This window comes from Saccharopolyspora ipomoeae (genome assembly GCF_029952525.1).
Classification (GTDB): domain Bacteria; phylum Actinomycetota; class Actinomycetes; order Mycobacteriales; family Pseudonocardiaceae; genus Saccharopolyspora; species Saccharopolyspora ipomoeae.
The window spans coordinates 463,414-479,138 of record NZ_JASAOF010000001.1; the positions used below are offsets into that span (position 1 = coordinate 463,414).

Annotated in this window: 13 protein-coding genes; 5 read left to right on the plus strand and 8 right to left on the minus strand. The window is 70.0% G+C overall.

The window, feature by feature from the left end; translation table 11 throughout:
* Window positions 1-74 precede the first annotated feature (74 nt).
* Complete coding sequence (locus QFW96_RS02255; protein ID WP_245776163.1) at window positions 75-446, plus strand: hypothetical protein; 372 nt, start codon at window positions 75-77, stop codon at window positions 444-446.
* A 162-nt stretch (window positions 447-608) separates the two neighbouring features.
* Here QFW96_RS02255 and QFW96_RS02260 read toward each other — a convergent pair whose 3' ends face one another.
* Complete coding sequence (locus tag QFW96_RS02260) at window positions 609-1,424, minus strand: helix-turn-helix transcriptional regulator (protein WP_281453773.1); 816 nt, start codon at window positions 1,422-1,424, stop codon at window positions 609-611.
* Between the two features lie 124 nt (window positions 1,425-1,548).
* Between QFW96_RS02260 and QFW96_RS02265 the strand changes: the two genes are divergently transcribed.
* Both QFW96_RS02265 and QFW96_RS02270 read left to right on the plus strand, forming a co-directional pair.
* Window positions 1,549-2,289, plus strand: a complete 741-nt coding sequence (locus tag QFW96_RS02265) for an alpha/beta hydrolase (protein ID WP_281453774.1) — start codon at window positions 1,549-1,551, stop codon at window positions 2,287-2,289.
* A 132-nt stretch (window positions 2,290-2,421) separates the two neighbouring features.
* On the plus strand, window positions 2,422-3,075 hold the full coding sequence (locus QFW96_RS02270; protein ID WP_281453775.1) for a maleylpyruvate isomerase family mycothiol-dependent enzyme: 654 nt from the start codon (window positions 2,422-2,424) through the stop codon (window positions 3,073-3,075).
* 85 nt (window positions 3,076-3,160) lie between these two features.
* On the opposite strand, the gene helR is transcribed toward QFW96_RS02270, so the two are convergent.
* The 4 genes from helR to QFW96_RS02290 all read right to left on the minus strand — a co-directional run bounded on the left by helR (window position 3,161) and on the right by QFW96_RS02290 (window position 7,897).
* On the minus strand, window positions 3,161-5,299 hold the full coding sequence (gene helR / locus QFW96_RS02275; protein ID WP_281453776.1) for an RNA polymerase recycling motor ATPase HelR: 2,139 nt from the start codon (window positions 5,297-5,299) through the stop codon (window positions 3,161-3,163).
* Window positions 5,300-5,694: 395 nt separating this feature from the next.
* On the minus strand, window positions 5,695-6,048 hold the full coding sequence (locus tag QFW96_RS02280; RefSeq protein ID WP_281453777.1) for a hypothetical protein: 354 nt from the start codon (window positions 6,046-6,048) through the stop codon (window positions 5,695-5,697).
* Window positions 6,045-7,127 carry a serine/threonine-protein kinase gene (locus tag QFW96_RS02285; RefSeq protein WP_281453778.1) on the minus strand — a complete coding sequence of 361 codons (1,083 nt, stop codon included), beginning with the start codon at window positions 7,125-7,127 and terminating at the stop codon, window positions 6,045-6,047. Before QFW96_RS02285 ends, QFW96_RS02280 begins: the two co-directional genes overlap by 4 nt.
* A 95-nt stretch (window positions 7,128-7,222) precedes the next feature.
* On the minus strand, window positions 7,223-7,897 hold the full coding sequence (locus QFW96_RS02290) for a TetR/AcrR family transcriptional regulator (RefSeq protein WP_281453779.1): 675 nt from the start codon (window positions 7,895-7,897) through the stop codon (window positions 7,223-7,225).
* A gap of 69 nt (window positions 7,898-7,966) precedes the next feature.
* Here QFW96_RS02290 and QFW96_RS02295 point away from each other — a divergent pair, with 69 nt between their 5' ends.
* Window positions 7,967-9,061: an FAD-dependent oxidoreductase gene (locus QFW96_RS02295; protein ID WP_281453780.1), complete on the plus strand. Its 1,095-nt coding sequence runs from the start codon at window positions 7,967-7,969 to the stop codon at window positions 9,059-9,061.
* A 158-nt stretch (window positions 9,062-9,219) separates the two neighbouring features.
* Window positions 9,220-10,089 carry a DUF559 domain-containing protein gene (locus tag QFW96_RS02300; protein ID WP_281453781.1) on the plus strand — a complete coding sequence of 290 codons (870 nt, stop codon included), beginning with the start codon at window positions 9,220-9,222 and terminating at the stop codon, window positions 10,087-10,089.
* A 321-nt stretch (window positions 10,090-10,410) separates the two neighbouring features.
* Here the strand turns inward: QFW96_RS02300 and pyrF are convergent, their stop codons facing one another.
* The 3 genes from pyrF to carA are packed head-to-tail and all read right to left on the minus strand — an operon-like array spanning window position 10,411 to window position 15,700.
* Window positions 10,411-11,262 (minus strand): orotidine-5'-phosphate decarboxylase, encoded by an 852-nt coding sequence (pyrF, locus tag QFW96_RS02305; RefSeq protein WP_281453782.1) that lies wholly within the window; start codon window positions 11,260-11,262, stop codon window positions 10,411-10,413.
* Between the two features lie 2 nt (window positions 11,263-11,264).
* Entirely contained in the window at window positions 11,265-14,579 is a 3,315-nt protein-coding gene (gene carB / locus QFW96_RS02310; RefSeq protein ID WP_281453783.1) for a carbamoyl-phosphate synthase large subunit, read from the minus strand.
* A complete protein-coding gene (carA, locus tag QFW96_RS02315; RefSeq protein ID WP_281453784.1) occupies window positions 14,579-15,700 on the minus strand; it encodes a glutamine-hydrolyzing carbamoyl-phosphate synthase small subunit in 1,122 nt (373 codons plus the stop codon). Before carA ends, carB begins: the two co-directional genes overlap by 1 nt.
* Window positions 15,701-15,725 lie beyond the last annotated feature (25 nt).

Below are 15,725 nucleotides of genomic sequence, written 5' to 3' on the forward strand. Positions count from 1 at the left end.
GGGCACGGTCGAGGCCGCGAACCACCCGAACGCTCGACTTGTTGTCGCTGGTGATCGCGGTGACAATGCGCGGCATGAGTTACGGGCCGCAAGATCCGTACGACCGGCGGGACGCCGACTACCGCTACGACCGCGACTACCGCGACCCCTACGAACGACGTCGACGCCCGGGGCAGGTCGGCGACACCGTGGCGCGGATCGTGCGGATCGTCGTGTCGATCGTGGTGCTGGTGTTCGCGCTGCACGTGCTGTTCGTGGTGCTCGACGCGAACCAGGGCAACGGCTTCGTGTCGTTCATCTACACCCTCGCCCAGACCTTCGTGCTCGGCCTCGGCGACGTGTTCACCCCGGACGACGCCCTGCTCGGGGTGGTCCTCAACTACGCGCTCGCGGCGCTGATCTGGTTCATCGTCGGCCAGATCATCATCAAGATCATCCGCAGGTAGGGCGGTTTCGCGGGGGTTCTCACGTCTCTTCACTCCCGGGGCGGCTTCCCGTCGGCCGGGGACAGTTTTTCCTCGAATCACCCATGATCAATGTCCGTTTCGCCCGGACAGTTCTCACTAAAACTGTCCGCTGCCCTCACCTCCGAGCGGGAGATCGCGAGGTCAGCGGGCGGCGACCGAGGTCGTGCCGAGGAGGGTGAGCTTCTCGGCGCTGTCGGTACCCGGGTCGGGGTGGAAGATGACCAGCGCCTGGCCCGGGCTCCCCTCGACGCCGAGGCGCTCGCGGTTGAGGACCAGGTGGCCGACCTGCGGGTGGGCGACGCGCATCGGCGCGGCCGCGCAGACGATGACGTCGTGGCGGGCCCAGATGCTGCTGAAGCGGGGGCTGGCGAGGCTGAGCTCGCCGACGATCTCGGCGTAGCGGGGGTCGTGGGTCTCCGCGCCGACCGACTTGCGGAAGCCCGCGACCGCGCTGACCGAATCGGCCTCCCAGTCCGGGTAGAGGTCCTGCTCGGCCGGGTCCAGGAACATGTCGCGAAGGCGGTTGGTCCCCGGAACCAGACGAGGCGACAGCGCGGTGGCCAGCCGGTTGGCGGCCAGGACGTCCATGTACCTGGTCTCCACGAACGCCGGAAGCGCCAGCGATGCGAGGAGTTTCGCCGTGCTGGACCGGAGCTCCGGCATCGGTGTCCTGCGCAGCGGTTTGGTCGCCGCCAGGCGCAGCAGGTGCTCGGTGGCATCGTCGTCGAGCCGCAGGACGCGCGCCAGCGATTCCAGGACCTGCACCGACGGGTTGCGGTCGCGGCCCTGCTCCAGGCGCAGGTAGTAGTCGGCGCTGATGCCGGCGAGCATCGCGACCTCCTCCCGGCGAAGGCCGGGCACCCGACGCACGCCGGTCACCGGAATCCCGGCCTGCTCGGGAGTGACGAGCTCGCGCCGTGCGCGCACGAACTCGCCCAGCAGGTTCTCCTCGGCCACCCCTCCAGCGTAGGCGGGCCGAGCGGGCCGTGCCTGGTCCTGCCACCCCCAGGATCGCGGGGGCTCTGGTTCCGGTCGCGCGGCAGCCCGATCGTGGAGGGCACGTCCATCCCAGGAGGCATGCATGTCCACGTTTCTGCTGGTCCACGGCGCTTGGCACACCGGTCACGCCTGGGACCGGGTGGTCCCGCTGCTGGCCGGGCACCGGGTGCTGACCCCGACGCTGACCGGCTACGGCGAGACCGCGCACCTGCTCACGCCCGAGACCGGGGTGCGCACCCACTCCGACGACGTGGTCCGGCTGATCCTCGACGAGGACCTGCACGACGTGGTGCTCGTCGGGCACAGCTACGCCGGGCTGGTCATCTCCGACGCCGCCAACCAGGTCCCGGAGCGGATCTCGCAGCTGATCTACCTCGACGCGATGGTCCCGGAGGACGGCGAGACGGCGGCCGACGTGATGCCGCAGGCGAAGAAGGCCATCGACCTCGCGCTGCGCTCGGAGAGCGGATTCCGCGTCCCACCTCCGGTCGACGGCTTCGCCGGCGCCAACGGGGAGGGTCTGTTCGGCGTCACCGATCCCGACGACCTGGCGTGGTTGAGCTCGATGCTCTCCGACCAATCGGTCGGTGCGCTGCAGCAACCCGTGCGCCTCGACAACCCCGCCACGCGGGCGATCCCCCGCGCCCACATCCACTGCACCGACGTCCCCGAGGACTTCGACCGCCGCCCCGTCCCCTCCGTCCAGCCCAACGGTTCTCCCGCGGTCGTTCACGAGCTGCCCACCGGCCACGACTGCATGATCACCACGCCCGCGGAGGTGGCCCGGTTGCTCGTGGGCCTCGCCAGGGGACGGTTCCAGTGAGAACTGTCCGGGCGAAACGGACATTGATCACGGGTGATTCGAGGAAAAACTGTCCTCTGGTGAGCCTCTCGCCGCTGCGGGAGCTCAGCCGAATCGGGGGTCGGTGTCGGGGAGGTGTCGTAGGGTCCGGGCGTGAACCAGGACTTCGAAGAGCTCTTCCGGATCTCGGAGGAGAACCGGCGGCTCGCCGCCGACATGTTCGCGTCGTTGACACCGGAGCAGTGGACGACGCCGAGCCTGTGCGCCGGGTGGACCGTGCGGGAGGTGGCGGCGCACATGCTCGCTCCGCTGGAGACCCGGCTGAACTGGCTTCGGGTGCTGCGCACCGTCGTTCGCTACCGCGGCGACCTCGACGGGTACGTCGACGAGCAGACCCGCGAGTGGGCGCAGCGCCCCACCGACGAGCTGGTGTCCGGCCTGCGCCGACTCGCAGGCAACCGGTTGAACGTGCCGATCGTCGGGCCCCACGGCCCGATGACCGACACCTGCATCCACCTGCGCGACGCGGCCAGGCCGCTCGGTCTCGACGTCAACCCGCCACCCGCCTCGTGGCGCCCGGCCCTGGACTTCCTCACCACCAGGAGCAGCGCCCGCGCCTTCCTCCCCGCCAACCGCCTCTCGGGCCTCCGCCTCACCGCCGCGGACCAGGACTGGAGCTGGGGCGAAGGCGCTGAACTCCGCGGCCCGTCGGAAGCCCTCACCCTCGCCATCACCGGCCGCACCGTCGCCCTCCCCGATCTCGAAGGCCCCGGCCTCGACCTCCTCCGCAGCCGCCTCGCGCAGTGACCTGACCTGTGGTTCTCCGATTTCAATGGAAGTCGGTGTCCCGATTTCCATGGGAATCAGGTTCCCGACTTCCATTGAAATCGGGTCACCCCTCGCGAGTGCGGAGGACGTCGGGGAGCGGGCCGGTGTGGAGGATGCCGAGGCGTTGCGTCGCGCGCGTGAGGGCCACGTAGAGGTCTGCGGCTCCTCGTGGGGTTCGGAGGATCTCGGCGGGTTCGACGAGCAGGACCGCGTCGAATTCGAGGCCCTTGGTGGCCGTCGGGGTGACCGCGCCGGGGATGCCGGGTGGGCCGATGACGACGCTGGTCCCTTCGCGTTCGGACTCCTCGGACGTGAAATCCGCTATGGCGCCGCTCATTTCGGAAACCGCGACCTGGCGGCACCAGGGCTCTACGCCGTTGGAGCGGACCGAGTCCGGTGGGGTGACTCCGGGTGCGAACTCGCCGAGGAGGCCTGCGGCGAGGCGCATGATCTCCGCCGGGGTCCGGTAGTTGACCGTGAGCTCGCGGTAGGCCCAGCGGCCGGGGACGTAGCGGTCCAGCATCGCGGCCCAGGTGCGGGCGCCTGCGGCTGAGCGGCGTTGGGCGAGGTCGCCGACGACCGTGAACGAGCGGCTCGGGCAGCGGCGCATCAGCACTCGCCAGTCCATTTCGGACAGCTCTTGGGCCTCGTCGACCACGACGTGGCGGTAGGTCCAGTCGCGGTCGGCGGCGGCGCGTTCGGCCAGCTCGCGGGTGTCGCGCTCGACGAAGCGCTCCGCCAGGTCCTCGGCGTGCAGCAGGTCCTGGGCGAGCAGGTGGTCCTCGTCGTCCATGAGGTCGTGGCGCTCGACCTGCAGGATCTCCAGGACCCCGGCGGCGTACTCGGCTTCCGAATCCTCCTCGGCTGCAGGCGCTTTCACCTCCCCCAGCAGGTCGACGAGCTCGTCGAGCAGCGGCACGTCCGACACCGTCCACACCTCGCCATCACCCCGCAGCAGCGCCTCGGCGCCGACCGCGCGAAGCCGCTCCGGGGAGGTGTAGAGCTCGGCGAGCAGTTGCTGCGGGGTCAGCTCCGGCCACAGCGCGTCGATCGCCTCGCGCAGGCCGCGGTGCTCCGCCAGTTCTGCGCGCACCTCCTCCCTGACGTTCCCCCACTCCTCGTCCTCCCTGGTCAGCCAGCCGCGGCCGATGCGGGCGGTGGCGCGTTCGGTGAGCACGTAGCCGACGACGTCGACGAACACCGCGCGTGCCTCGTTGTGCGGCAGGCCGCTGTCGCGAGCTTCCTCGCGGGCCCACTCGGCGGTGGCGGCGTCGATGCGGACCGACACGTCCTCCAGCTCGATCTCCCACGGCTGCTCAGGCAGTCGCTGCCGGTCGGCGACGGCCGCGCGCAGCACGTCGAGGATCTTCAACGAGCCCTTGAGCTCGGCGATCTCCGGCGCGTCCTCGGCGGTGACGCGCAGCCCGGGAAGCAGGTCGCCGGTGGTGGCGAACACGACGTCGGACTCCCCCAGCGACGGCAGCACGCGGCCGATGTGGTTCAGGAACTGCGGATTCGGCCCGACCACCAGCACGCCGCTGCGCTCCATCCGCTCCCGCTGCGTGTAGAGCAGGTAGGCGACGCGGTGCAGCGCGACGACGGTCTTGCCGGTGCCGGGTCCGCCCTCGATGACCAGCACGCCCGGGTGGTCGAAGCGGATGATGCGGTCCTGCTCGGCCTGGATGGTGGCGACGATGTCGCGCATCCCCTCGCCGCGCGGTGCGTTGACCGCGGCGAGAAGTGCTGCGTCACCAGCGGTTTCGCCGTCGGGCCTGCCCAGGACCTCGTCGGTGAGACCGGTGATCCGCCGACCGCGGCTGTGCAGCTGCCGGCGTCGGCGCATGCCTTCGGGGTGGGCGGCGGTAGCCGTGTAGAAGGGGCGCGCCGCCGGGGCACGCCAATCCAGCAGCAGCGGCCGGTAGTCGTCATCGGCGTCGAACAGCCCGATCCGGCCGATGTAGCGGCGTTCCCCATCGGTGGCGTCGAGGCGCCCGAAGCACAGACCGTGGTCGGCGACGCCCAGCCGTTGGAGCTCGCGGGCCTGCGCGCGCACCTCGACGTCGCGTTCCATCGGCGACGTGGAGGTGTCGCGCAGGGCCTGCCGGTAGCGGGTGTCGACGCGGGCGCGTTCGGCGTCGAGTCGTTCGTAGAGCCCGGCCACGTGGGCGCGCTCGGACCGCAGTTCTTCCTCGTGTTGAGACACGTGCCCCTCACCAGTGATCGATTCCCCCAGCCGTGCACCGCGTTTGCGCAGGTCCCGGCACAGGTCGAGCATTGTGCGGCACGACCCGGGCCTTGCCGCAAGTCCCCCTGCCCCCTGTAAGATGAGCACGGGAAGGGACGGGGTCGCCCTTCATCCGGCAAGTTCTCCGCGCTGGTCGCCGCGATCCCCACCTCCGATCTCCTCGTGCTGATCACGAGTACTCGCCTCGCCGAACGGCGGGTTGCGTGACCTGGTGGCGTGCAACGCCACGCGCCTAACCACTGAACCCTGGAAACGCGAAAGTCGCTCGCCGCGTCAAAAACCGCAACATTCATCGCGCGAAAACCGCAACATTCATCGCGTGAATACCGGGGTTTTCGTCCGAGGGAAGGGGATCAGCCGTCGTTGTCGCGGGTTTTCTTGTCCTCGGCGCGGGGTTCGGGTTCGACCGTGACGGTGATGGGGGCCGAGCCCGGGGCGGGGAGGGCTCGGACGTCCTCGGCGACGCGGTCGGCGGCGGCCATGATGGAGCCGGCGCTGTCGGAGTCGAGGGTGCCGTCGGCGACCGCCTCGGCGATGTCGCGGTGCAGGGCGACCAGGGCGGTTTCGGCGTCGAGCCGGTTGTGGGCGAGGGCGGCGGCCTTGACCTCGGCGACGCGGGCACCGAGCTGGGCGCGCACCTGCGGATCGTCACCGCATCCGACCAGCGCGAACCCGACCAGCACCACCGCGGGCAGCAGCCGGTTCATCCGCGCACCAGCCTCTCCAGGTTCTCCAGGTCGGCGGGCAGCCGGTCCGGCCCGGGGTCTCCGGAAACCGGTGGCAGCTCGGGGGTTTCGGTCGCCGAGGGCCAGAGCACCACGGCCAGCGCGAGGGCCGCGACGACCACCAGCACCCCGGCGGCGATCGGCGCCAGCGGCGGCCGCGCGGACTGCTGCTGGACCGGCATCGACTCCGTCGGCGGACGCTGCACCCGCTGCGGCGGAACCCGCGGCGGCGCGACGGGCAGGGGCGCCGGGACCGGGGCGAGGACCTCGGTGGTGCGGCCGCTGAGCAGGTCGCCGGCCTGCTCGGCGGTGATCCGGCGCGCCGGGTCGGCGGCGAGCATCGCCAGCAGCCCGCGCCGCAACCGGGCCGGGATGCCGTAGGGGACCTGCGGCGGGCGGACCAGTCGCGCCACGGCGGCGTCCGGGCCGCCGGGGTACTCGACCCGTCCGGTCACGCACTCCAGCAGCACCAGCCCGAGCGCGTACACGTCAGCGGGAAATCCCACGTCACCACCGGAAACCTGCTCCGGCGCCATGTAGGTGGTGGTGCCGACGACCATTCCGGAGTCGGTCAGCCGACCGGCCGCGTCGGCGAGCCGTGACACCCCGAAGTCGGCGAGGAACGCGCGCCCGTCGTTGCCGATGAGGACGTTGGTGGGCTTGACGTCGCGGTGCACCACGTCGTTGCCGTGCACGTAGGCCAGCACGTCGGCGAGCTTGCCGCCGACGTCGGCGACGTCCTCGGGCTGCATCGGGCCGGTCTCGGCGACGTCGGCCAGCGTGCCGCCCTCGACGAGTTCCATGATCAGGAACAGCTCGTCCTCGTCGGAGCTGAAGTCGTGCACGGTGACCAGGCCCGGGTGGCTCAATCCCGCGAGGATCCTGGCTTCCTCGGCGAAGCGCTTGCGCCCCAGCTCATCGGTCGCCGAGCGGAACACCTTGGCAGCGACCAACCTCTGCAGTCGGGTGTCCATCGCCCGGTGCACGTCGGCCATCCCACCGCCGCCGATGCGGGAACCCAGCCGGTACCGCCCGCCCAGCAACGGAGCATCGTCGGTCATGCACCCTCCGAACTCCTCACCCGTTGACCCTATCGGGTGTCGGTCAGGGGTCCAACGACCGGATTGAGCAGGAATCATCATGCTCAACCAGATCTTTATCGGCGGGTGATTCCGGACGCGCGGATGCCGGCGAGGATCAGATCGATCCCGGCCAGGAACTGCTCCCGGTCGTCGTGCTCCCGCAGCTGGTCGGCGACGTCGCGGGTGAACGGGAACTCGGCGGGATCGAGCTGCGACCAGGTGGCCGCGGCGGCGCCGAGGAAGTCGCCGCGGCTGCCGGTGGGAGCCATCCGCGCGTTGGCGGCGTTCTGGCCGCCGACACCGAGGACGTAGTTGAGCAGCGCGGAAGCCGCGGCGAACTCGGCGGCCCGGGGCATGGCGAGAGCCCGGACGTGACCGCCGAGGGTTTCGAAGATCCGCAGCAGCGTCGGGTGGGTCGGGGTGAGCGTGAGCTGCGTGCCCACCCACGGGTGAGCGTCGATGGCGTCGAATACGGCGAGCGCGACCTCCCGGACGGCGTCGTCGCCTCGGGCGTCGCCGGTGGGGATGACGTCGGCCAGCACGACCTCGGTCGCGGCGCTGAGCAGCTCGTCCTTTCCCGCGACGTGGTGGTAGAGGGCGCCGGGGCCGGTGCTCAGCTCGCGGCCGAGCCTGCGGAAGTTCAGGCCCCGCTCCCCCTCGGCGTCGAGGATCGCCACGGCGGCCTCGACGATGCGTTGCCTGGTCAGGGCGTCGGAGCGGCGTCCGGTGTGATGTGCGCTTCCCGGCATGGGTCCATCTTGACACACGTTGGAACGTCGTTCCAAACTCGGATGGAACAGCGTTCCAAAGGAGGCGTCATGACACCACCGATCACCATCGTCGGAGCAGCGCTCGGCGGGCTCGTCCTCGCCCGCGTCCTGCAGGTCCACGGCATCCCCGTCACCGTCTACGAAGGCGAGGACTCGCCCACCGCCCGCGGCCAGGGCGGCATGCTCGACATCCACGACACCGACGGACAGCTCGCGCTCAAGGACGCGGGCCTGTTCGACGAGTTCCAGCAGCTGATCTTCGAAGGCGCCGAGGCCACCCGCGTGCTGGGCACCGACGGCGCGGTGCTGCTCGACCAGCCCGACGACGGCCTGGGCAGACGCCCGGAGGTCCGTCGCGGCGCCCTGCGCCGGATGCTGCTCGACTCGCTACCGCCCGGGACCGTCCGCTGGGGGCACAAGCTCGCCTCGGTCCGCCCGCTCGGCGGCGGGAGGCACGAGCTCACCTTCGCCCACGGCGCGAGAACGACCTCGGAGCTCCTGGTCGGCGCCGACGGCGCGTGGTCCCGCGTCCGCCCGCTGCTGTCGCCGGCCACCCCCGCCTACGCCGGCGTGGTGTTCGTCGAGACGTACCTGCTCGACGCCGACACCCGCCACCCCGCCACGGCTCGGGCCGTCGGCGACGGTTCCCTGTTCGTCCCCTCACCGGGCAAGGGCATCGCCGCCCACCGCGAACCCGGCGGCACCCTGCACACCTACGCCCAGCTGCGCGTCCCCCAGGAGTGGATCGACTCGACCACCCCGCTCCGCGACCGGGTCGCCGCCGAATTCGACGGCTGGGCACCGGAACTCCGCGCCCTGATCACCGACGGCGACACCGCCCCGGTGCTGCGACCGCTGCACACCCTGCCCGACGACCACCGCTGGGACCACGCACCGGGTGTCACGCTCATCGGCGACGCCGCCCACCTCATGGTCCCGGCAGGCGAAGGTGCCAACCTCGCCCTGCACGACGGCGCCGAGCTCGCCAAAGCCCTCACCACCCACGACGACCCCGACACCGCGATCGCAGTCTTCGAGCAGGAGATGTTCACCCGAAGCCACGCCACAGCCCCGGAATCCCGCGACGTCCTCAACCTCTGCCTCAGCACCCCGAACAACATCATCACCCTGTTCACGAGCTGACGTTTCGAGAGTGGGGAAGTTTTCATGAAAACTGCGCTCCCCCACCCCACGAGAGTTCGGAGACCCGAGATCGACCGAAGGTGTGGTGATCGTGCCGTATCCGGTGGTTCCCGAGGTCCGGGTGTATTTCCTGAGGGGTTCCTCTCCTCTATCCGAGCATGGAACAGTCTGACTTCGCGGCGCTGTGCGACGAGCACGGGTTGTTGACCAGAAGAAGCGCGGCGGCCGCAGGTGTGAAGGACCGGGACCTGCGGAGCCCGGAAATCGTGCGGGTGCTTCCCGGCGTGTACGCGTTGAGGGGGACTCGGCTGACCCATCGGCTGAAATGCCTCGCCGCCTCGAAGGGCTTGCCTCCGGAAGCTGTGCTCACCGGGCTGTCGGCGGCGACGTTGCACGGTGCTGATGGACTCGCCGACTTCCGGACGCCCGTCGATGTGCTCGTGCCCCGACCGGCCGGGCCGCATCGCAGGAAAGGTCTGGACTGCTCGGCCTCGCGCACCTACGAGTTCGAGTACGCGCCCTGGAACGGGATCAACCTGGCGAACATCGATCGCGCCGCTTTCGACCTGCTCAGGAAGGGGCCGATCACGATGTCGGTGGCGCGTTGCGACGCCCTCCTGCACCAGGGACTGATCACGTCACGCGCGATCGGCGAGTTCATGCGCGGCCGGAGGGACGACGGCGTGCGCAAAGCCCGATACCGGTTTGCGCTGCTGGACGGACGCGCGGAGTCCATCCCCGAGTCCGTGCTGCGCGTCGAACTCGCGCTGCTCGGTTTCACTCCCGTGCCGCAACACGAGGTCTGGGTCAACGGCAGGCTCCTCGCCCGGCTCGATCTGGCATTCGTCGATCAACGAGTCGCAGTGGAGTACGACGGGCAGTGGCACGGAAACCACGCTCAGATCAAGAGGGACCGCGCTCGACGCGCTCGCCTCACCGAGGCCGGGTGGACGGTGATCGTCGTGACCCACGACCAACTCCAGCACTCACTCCACGCGGTCATCGACCGAATCCGAATTTCCCTCTGATCACGGGACAGTTTTCATGAAAACCTCACCTCTACTACGTGGACGAAGTTTTCATGAAAACTTCCCTCCCCACCATGAGACACGACTCTGGAAAACGCTGTGTCAGGTTCACGGATTCGCGTGCTCACCAGGTGTTTTGAGCGGCTCGGGGGTTGGTGTTGGGGAAGTTTTCATGAAAACGTTCCGTTTGTTGAGTGGGGGAAGTTTTCATGAAAACTTCGTCCGACCCACCATGGGACGGGAGGGTTGGGATCCGTTGGGTGGTGCGAAACGGGGGCGTCCTCTTGGTGAGGACGCCCCCGATCGGACCGGACCCGAGGGTCAGAGGTGGAGCTGGTGGTCGATGTCCTCGGCGAGGCGGGCGTGGGTGTCCCGGAGGGACTTCACGCCGGGGCCGTGGCGGAGGACGTCTCGCGACGTCGTCGGGAGGACGTGCGGCAGGGCCCGGCCGAAGACGGCTTTCAGGTCTTCGAGCGTGGCGCCCTGAGCTCCGAGACCCGGGGCGAGGATGGGGCCGTTGAGGTCGGAGAAGTCGAGCTCTCCCGCCGGGATGGTGGCTCCGGCCACCACGCCGACGTGCCCCATCGGGGTCTTGCCCAGGTTGGTCTCGGCGGCCGAGTCCACGATGTACTGGCCGACCGTGTCGCCGCTGCCGTGGACCGACTGCTGCAGGCCCACGCCCTCCGGGTTCGACGTGCGGGCCAGCACGAACACGCCCTTGCCGTTCTGCTCGGCCATGCCGATGGCCGGGGCCAGCGAACCGTAGCCGAGGTACGGCGAGACCGTGATCGCGTCGGCGGCCAGCGGGGCGTGCTCGTCGAGGTACGCCATCGCGTAGGCCGTCATCGTCGAGCCGATGTCGCCGCGCTTGACGTCCAGCAGCACCAGCGCACCGGCCTGCTGCGACTCGGCGATCACCTTCTCCAGCACCGCGACACCGGCCGACCCGTAGGACTCGAAGAACGCCGACTGCGGCTTGAGCAGCGCCACCCGGTCGGCCAGCGCCTCCACCACCGTCATCGCGAAGCGCTCCAGCGCCTGCGGGCTCTCCCCCAGCTGCCACGCGTGCAGCAGCGACGGGTGCGGGTCGATGCCCACGCACAGCGGCCCGCGCCGGCTCACCGCGTCGGTGAGCCGGGCGCCGAACCCCGCGCGCAGCGGCGCGTCAGCCATCGTCACTCACCGTCCTGCCGCAGCGCGGCCTGCAGCGCCTGCAGCGGCCGGACGCCGATGTTGCCGCCGATCGCGGCCTCGATGCCCTGCACGGCCGCCGCCGCACCCTGCACGGTGGTGATGCACGGGACGTCGCGGGAGACCGCGGCCGTGCGGATCTCGTAGCCGTCGACCCGCGGACCCGGGTTGCCGTACGGGGTGTTGATGATCATGTCGACCTCGCCCGCCTTGATCAGGTCGACGACGTCTCGATCGCCCTCGACCGACTCGGTGTGCTTGGCGACCACGGTGGAGGTGATGCCGTTGCGGCGCAACACCTCGGCCGTGCCCTCGGTCGCGAGGATCTCGAACCCGAGGTCGGCGAGCCGCTTCACCGGGAACACCAGCGAGCGCTTGTCCCGGTTGGCGACCGAGACGAACACCTTGCCGGAGGTCGGCAGCGAGCCGTAGGCCCCGGCCTGCGACTTGGCGAACGCCTGGCCGAACGAGGTGTCGATGCCCATGACCTCGCCGGTCGACTTCATCTCCGGCCCGAGCAGCGAGTCCACCCCGGCGCCCTCGCGGGTGCGGAAGCGGTGGAACGGCAGGACCGCTTCCTTGACCGCCACCGGCGCGTCGACCGGCAGGTCCGCGCCGTCGCCCTCGGCGGGCAGCATTCCCTCGGAGCGCAGCTCGGAGATCTTGGCGCCCAACATGATTCGCGCGGCGGCCTTGGCCAGCGGCGCGGCCGTGGCCTTCGAGACGAACGGCACCGTCCGGGAGGCGCGCGGGTTGGCCTCCAGCACGTAGAGCACGTCGTCCTTGAGCGCGTACTGCACGTTGAGCAGGCCGTGCACGCCCACACCGCGCGCGATGGCCTCGGTGGAGCGGCGCACCATCTCGATGTCCTGGCGCCCCAGGGTGATCGGCGGCAGCGCGCACGCCGAGTCGCCGGAGTGGATGCCGGCCTCCTCGATGTGCTCCATCACGCCGCCCAGGTAGATCTCGGTGCCGTCGCACAACGCGTCCACGTCGATCTCGATGGCGTCGTCGAGGAACTTGTCCACCAGCACCGGGTGCTCCGGGGTGACCTCGGTGGCGCGGGCGATGTAGTTCTCCAGCGACGCCTCGTCGTAGACGATCTCCATGCCGCGACCGCCCAGCACGTAGGACGGGCGCACCAGCACCGGGTAGCCGATGTCGTCGGCGATGCGCTTGGCGCCCTCGAACGAGGTCGCCGTGCCGTACTGCGGCGCGGGAAGACCGGCCGCGACCAGCACGTCGCCGAAGGCACCGCGCTCCTCGGCGAGGTGGATGGCCTCCGGCGGGGTGCCCACGACCGGCACGCCCGCGTCGGCCAGCCGCTGCGCCAGGCCCAGCGGGGTCTGGCCGCCCAGCTGCACGATCACGCCGGCGACGGTGCCCGAGTTCTGCTCGGAGTGCACGACCTCCAGGACGTCCTCGAAGGTCAGCGGCTCGAAGTACAGCCGGTCCGAGGTGTCGTAGTCGGTGGAGACGGTCTCCGGGTTGCAGTTGACCATCACCGTCTCGTACCCGGCGGCGCGCAGCGCCATCGCCGCGTGCACGCACGAGTAGTCGAACTCGATGCCCTGGCCGATGCGGTTCGGGCCCGAGCCGAGGATGATCACCTTCGGCTTGTCGCGCTGCTCGGCGACCTCCGACTCCGCCGCGGGGTCGGACTCGTAGGCCGAGTAGTGGTACGGCGTGTTCGCCGCGAACTCGGCGGCGCAGGTGTCGACGGTCTTGTAGACCGGGCGCACGCCGAGCCGGTGGCGCAGCGCGCGCACGCCGTCCTCACCGGCCAGTTCCGGCCGCAGCGCGGCGATCTGGCGGTCCGACAGGCCCGCCCGCTTGGCCACCCGCAGCAACGTCGCGTCCAGCACCGGGGCGTCGACGATCTCGCGCCGCAGCTCCACCCACGCCGCGATCTGGTCGACGAACCACGGGTCGATTCCCGAGGCCTCGTGCACCTGCTCGACGGTGGCGCCGAAGCGCAGCGCCCGCTCGACGGTGTAGATCCGGCCGTCGTGAGCGGTGCGCAGATCGTCCAGGGTGGACTGCAGCGTGGCTTCTTCGGGATCCGGCCTGGTCCAGAACCCGACCGACTTCGTCTCCATCGACCGGAGGGCCTTGCCCATCGCCTCGGAGAAGCTGCGGCCCACGGCCATCGCCTCGCCGACGCTCTTCATCGTCGTGGTCAGCTCGGTGTCGGCGCCCGGGAACTTCTCGAAGGCGAACCGCGGCACCTTCACGACCACGTAGTCCAGCGTGGGCTCGAACGACGCCGGGGTCTCGCCGGTGATGTCGTTCTGGATCTCGTCCAGCTTGTAGCCCACGGCGAGCTTCGCGGCGATCTTGGCGATCGGGAAACCGGTCGCCTTCGACGCCAGCGCCGAGGACCGCGACACGCGCGGGTTCATCTCGATGACGACCATGCGGCCGGTCTGCGGGTTGATGGCGAACTGGATGTTGCAGCCGCCGGTGTCCACCCCGACCTCGCGCAGCACCGCGATGCCCACGTTGCGCATGTGCTGGTACTCGCGGTCGGTCAGCGTCATCGACGGCGCCACGGTCACCGAGTCACCGGTGTGCACGCCCATCGGGTCGACGTTCTCGATGGAGCAGATGACCACCACGTTGTCGGCGTGGTCGCGCATCAGCTCCAGCTCGTACTCCTTCCAGCCGAGCACGCTCTCCTCGATGAGCACCTCGTGCACCGGGGACTCGGCGAGGCCGAACGAGGCCATCCGCTCCAGGTCCTCCTCGGTGTGCGCCATGCCCGAGCCCAGGCCGCCCATGGTGAAGCTGGGCCGGATGACGACCGGCAGACCCGAGGTCTCGACGAACGAACGCACGTCGTCCATCGACTTGCACACCTTCGACGAGGGAACCTCGCCGCCGACCGAGCGCACGATGTCCTTGAACATCTGCCGGTCCTCGCCGCGCTGGATCGCGTCGACGTCGGCACCGATGAGCTCCACGCCGTACTTCTCCAGCACACCGCGGTCGTGCAACGCGATGGCCGTGTTCAGCGCGGTTTGCCCGCCCAGCGTCGCCAGGATCGCGTCCGGGCGCTCGGCGTCGATGACCTTCTCGACGAACTCCGGCGTGATCGGCTCGATGTAGGTGGCGTCGGCGAACTCGGGGTCGGTCATGATCGTCGCCGGGTTGGAGTTCACCAGCGAGACGCGGATGCCCTCCTCCCGCAGCACCCGGCAGGCCTGGGTGCCGGAGTAGTCGAACTCGCACGCCTGCCCGATGACGATCGGACCGGAACCGATCACCAGAACGTGCTTGATATCAGTCCTCTTCGGCATTACCGAGCCTCGCTCATCAGGTCAACGAACTTGTCGAACAGGGGCGCGGCGTCGTGCGGACCCGCTGCCGCCTCGGGGTGGTACTGGACGGAGAAGGCCGGGCCGCTGAGCAGCCGCAGGCCCTCGACGGCACCGTCGTTGGCGCAGTGGTGCGAGACGATCGCGCGGCCGAAGTCGGTGTCGAACTCCTCGCCCGGCTCGCCCTCCACGGCGAACCCGTGGTTCTGCGCGGTGATCGCGACCTTGCCGGTCTCCTGGTCGATGACCGGGATGTTGATGCCGCGGTGGCCGTACTGCAGCTTGTAGGTGCCGCGGCCCAGCGCGCGGCCGAGCACCTGGTTGCCGAAGCAGATGCCGAACAGCGGCAGCTTGCGGTCCAGTACCTGGCGGGTCAGCTCGACCTGCGCGTCGGTGGTCGCCGGGTCACCGGGACCGTTGGACAGGAACAACCCGTCCGGCGCGATCTCCAGGATCTCGTCCATCGTGGACGCCAGCGGCATCACGTGGATCTCGATGCCCCGCTGGGCCATCATCCGCGGCGTGTTCGCCTTGATGCCCATGTCCAGGGCCGCGACCCTGAACCGCTTCCGGCCCTCGGCCGGGATCACGTAGGTCTCACCGGTGGTGACGTCGCCCGCCAGGGACGCGCCGACCATGCCCGAGGAGTCCTTCACCGCGGCCACCATCTGCTCGTCGGAGCCCAGTTCCGGGCCCGAGAAGATGCCGCCGCGCATCGCCCCCAGCTCCCGCACGTGGCGGGTCAGGGTGCGGGTGTCGATCCCGGAGATGCCGACGACGCCCTGCTCGGTCAGCTCGTCGTCGAGGCTGCGGGTGGAGCGCCAGTTCGACGCCCGGCGGGCGGGCTCGCGCACGGCGTAGCCGGCGACCCAGATCTTGTCGGACTCGTCGTCCTCGTCGTTCCAGCCGGTGTTGCCGATCTGCGGAGCCGTCTGCACCACGATCTGGCGGTGGTAGGACGGGTCGGTCAGCGTCTCCTGGTAGCCGGTCATGCCGGTGGTGAACACGACCTCACCGAGGGTGCGGCCCACCTTGCCGTAGGCCTCCCCGCGGAAGATTCGGCCGTCCTCCAGCACCAGCGCGGCCGGGGTGTGCGCGGTCATTTGTCCTCCTGTGCTGGTGTGGGGG